Source organism: Thermoflexus sp. (genome assembly GCF_042408365.1).
GTDB lineage: Bacteria > Chloroflexota > Anaerolineae > Thermoflexales > Thermoflexaceae > Thermoflexus.
The window spans coordinates 1-2277 of the sequence record NZ_JBHOQJ010000234.1 but is presented as its reverse complement, the minus strand read 5'-3'; the positions used below and the strand labels follow the sequence as shown (position 1 = coordinate 2277).

Genomic DNA, 2277 nt, shown 5'->3' with positions numbered 1-2277 from the left:
GGCTGTCTCTACAAGTGGGTGCCCAGCAATTTCCGTTTTGAATGCCCGTGCCACGGCTCGAAGTTCCAGCTGGACGGCACTTACATTGAGGGGCCGGCCCCTCGGGATCTGGATCGCTTCGTGATCTACCTGAAGGACGCTAGCGGTCGGGTGGTGGCCCAAACCGATCTGAAAGGGGATCCGCTCCCGGTGCCGGATCCGAATTTGATCATCGAGGTGGACACAGGGAAGAAGATCTTGGGCAAGCCCGCCCAGAAAGCTTGATAGGGGGAGTGCGGATGCGTTCAAGGAACTTCCTTCCTCTGATCGGGTTGCTAGCGCTGATTATGGCTGCCTGTCAGGCGGCACCAGGATCGGTTCCGGAGAACCGCCTGGATTCAGGCGGGGCGGATCTTACACGCATTCATGAAAGCAATGGGGTGCGCGTCGCTGTGACCCCACTGAATTTAAATACTCCAGGGGATACTCTGGAATTCGAGGTCGCCCTGGACACGCATACGAGGGATCTGGATTTCGATCTCGCCGCCCTGGCCTTCCTGCGCACGGATCGGGGGGAGGAGGTGAGGGCGCTCGCCTGGGATGGTGGACGGGGTGGACATCACCTGCGGGGTCGCCTCTTTTTCCCTTCCAGGGATCCCACTGGTCTGGCACTGATCCGTGAAGGCGTGCATGTCCTGGAGCTGATCCTTCGAGATGTCGATGGAGCCCCAGAGCATTCATTCCGGTGGGAGGTTTCGCCATGACTTCGGTTACTTCGGTTTCTCGAAAAAAGAGCGAGAAGAAACGCTGGGATCGGAAGAAGCGCTGGGACCGCCGGCTCCGCTTGATGGCTTTCATTGGGATCGCTGGCACGAGCCTGGCGCTTGCCGGCGCCCTCTTACTGCCCCTTCTCCCATGGCTTCGATCCGAGCCGGGGGGAAGCGCTTCGGGCGGACCTGTGCGAACCGTCCGCCTCACGATCTCCATGGGCGGATTCGATCCCTACGAGATCCGCGCGCGGGTCGGCGAGACCATCGTGCTGAATGTGTGGAACCCCGACAGCCCTTACCATATCGATGGAGGCGGGCAGCACCAATTCGCTATCGACGAACTAGGAGTGAATTTGATGATCCCACCTCGCTCCACGCGCCTCATCACCTTCAAAGTTGACCGACCTGGTATCTTCACGTTCTATTGCGATGTCTGCTGCGGCGGCCGGGCGAATCCAAGCATGGTGGGCAAACTCATCGTGGAAGGTTAACATGAACACTCAACAGGGCTCAGCTCGCCTGAGGTATGTGATCCTGGCATCCCTTCTGCTCACGGTTCTGATCGGACTGGCCGTCCTCCTCAACTTAGTCCGTCCTCGCATCGTCGCCTCTGAACATGGCATGCCCTTCCCCGCGCTTACTTTAAGCACGGTGATCCTAAGCGGATTCGTGGATGGGATGAACCCGTGTGCCTTCACAGTGTTGTTGCTGTTCGTCGCCGCTATGCTAACAACCCTGCAAACCACTGATCCTTCGGATCTCCAGGCGCTGCGGGGCCGCATCCTGAGCATGGGATCCATTTACATCGCTGCCATCTTCCTGACCTACCTGGGCCTAGGGGTTGGTCTTCTGGCGGCCGCCGCGCCTTTCTCTCAATATCATCTCCCATCACGCATCGGGGCGCTGATCGCGATCGGGATGGGGTTGTGGATGATCAAGGATGTCCTGATCCCGGAGTTGGGCCCTCCGCTGGCGGCCCCGCGGGCGATCGTGGCCCGGGCGGTCGAGATGACGCGTCGGTTGACTGTCCCTGCTTTGGCCCTCGGTGGATTCCTGATTGGATTATGCACCGTGCCATGCAGCGGAGCCATCTATCTGGCGATCCTATCCCTGCTTGCCGCTCAGCCCTCCAGGTGGCAGGGCTTCGCCTATTTGGTCCTTTATAATCTGATGTTCATCGTCCCACTAGTGCTTCTGCTTCTGGCGGCTGCGGCTCGTCCGACCTTGCGACAGCTGGCACGGTGGAATCGAACCCATGGTCCCTGGCTGAAATTCACGCTGGGCTTAATCGGGGTTGGAATGGGCTTGCTGATCCTAGCTACGGTTTAGGCAAGGGCGGTAGAGAGCAAGCGGCAGCGCTGCCTATTCCGTAGCGCTCACCTGATCGCATCCGGAAGGGCGCTCCCCACAGGCGGCCTTCCCGATAAGGAGCGCTTTATCTCTCATTTGATTGTTGGATATGCCGAGCACGCTTTCCAGCAGTTTCCCTTGGGGATCCTCGGGGGCTGGGGGCCGCCTTTGACGGCCC

The 2277-nt window shown here is 59.6% G+C and carries 4 protein-coding genes; all 4 read left to right on the top strand.

Annotated features, from left to right (window positions below):
* A partial coding sequence (locus ACFMO5_RS10865) for a ubiquinol-cytochrome c reductase iron-sulfur subunit (protein ID WP_376792773.1) occupies positions 1-264 on the top strand: 264 nt, incomplete at its 5' end.
* Between the two features lie 14 nt (positions 265-278).
* Positions 279-743, top strand: a complete 465-nt coding sequence (locus ACFMO5_RS10860; RefSeq protein WP_376792772.1) for a hypothetical protein — start codon at positions 279-281, stop codon at positions 741-743.
* Positions 740-1240: a cupredoxin domain-containing protein gene (locus ACFMO5_RS10855; protein WP_376792771.1), complete on the top strand. Its 501-nt coding sequence runs from the start codon at positions 740-742 to the stop codon at positions 1238-1240. The genes ACFMO5_RS10860 and ACFMO5_RS10855 overlap by 4 nt, the downstream gene beginning before the upstream one ends.
* Position 1241: 1 nt before the next feature.
* Positions 1242-2078, top strand: a complete 837-nt coding sequence (locus ACFMO5_RS10850; protein WP_376792770.1) for a cytochrome c biogenesis CcdA family protein — start codon at positions 1242-1244, stop codon at positions 2076-2078.
* Positions 2079-2277: the final 199 nt, after the last annotated feature.

Coding starts and splice junctions, on each gene's coding strand:
- ACFMO5_RS10860 (WP_376792772.1), top strand. CDS start 279: ATGCGTTCAAGGAACTTCCTTCCTCTGATCGGGTTGCTAGCGCTGATT.
- ACFMO5_RS10855 (WP_376792771.1), top strand. CDS start 740: ATGACTTCGGTTACTTCGGTTTCTCGAAAAAAGAGCGAGAAGAAACGC.
- ACFMO5_RS10850 (WP_376792770.1), top strand. CDS start 1,242: ATGAACACTCAACAGGGCTCAGCTCGCCTGAGGTATGTGATCCTGGCA.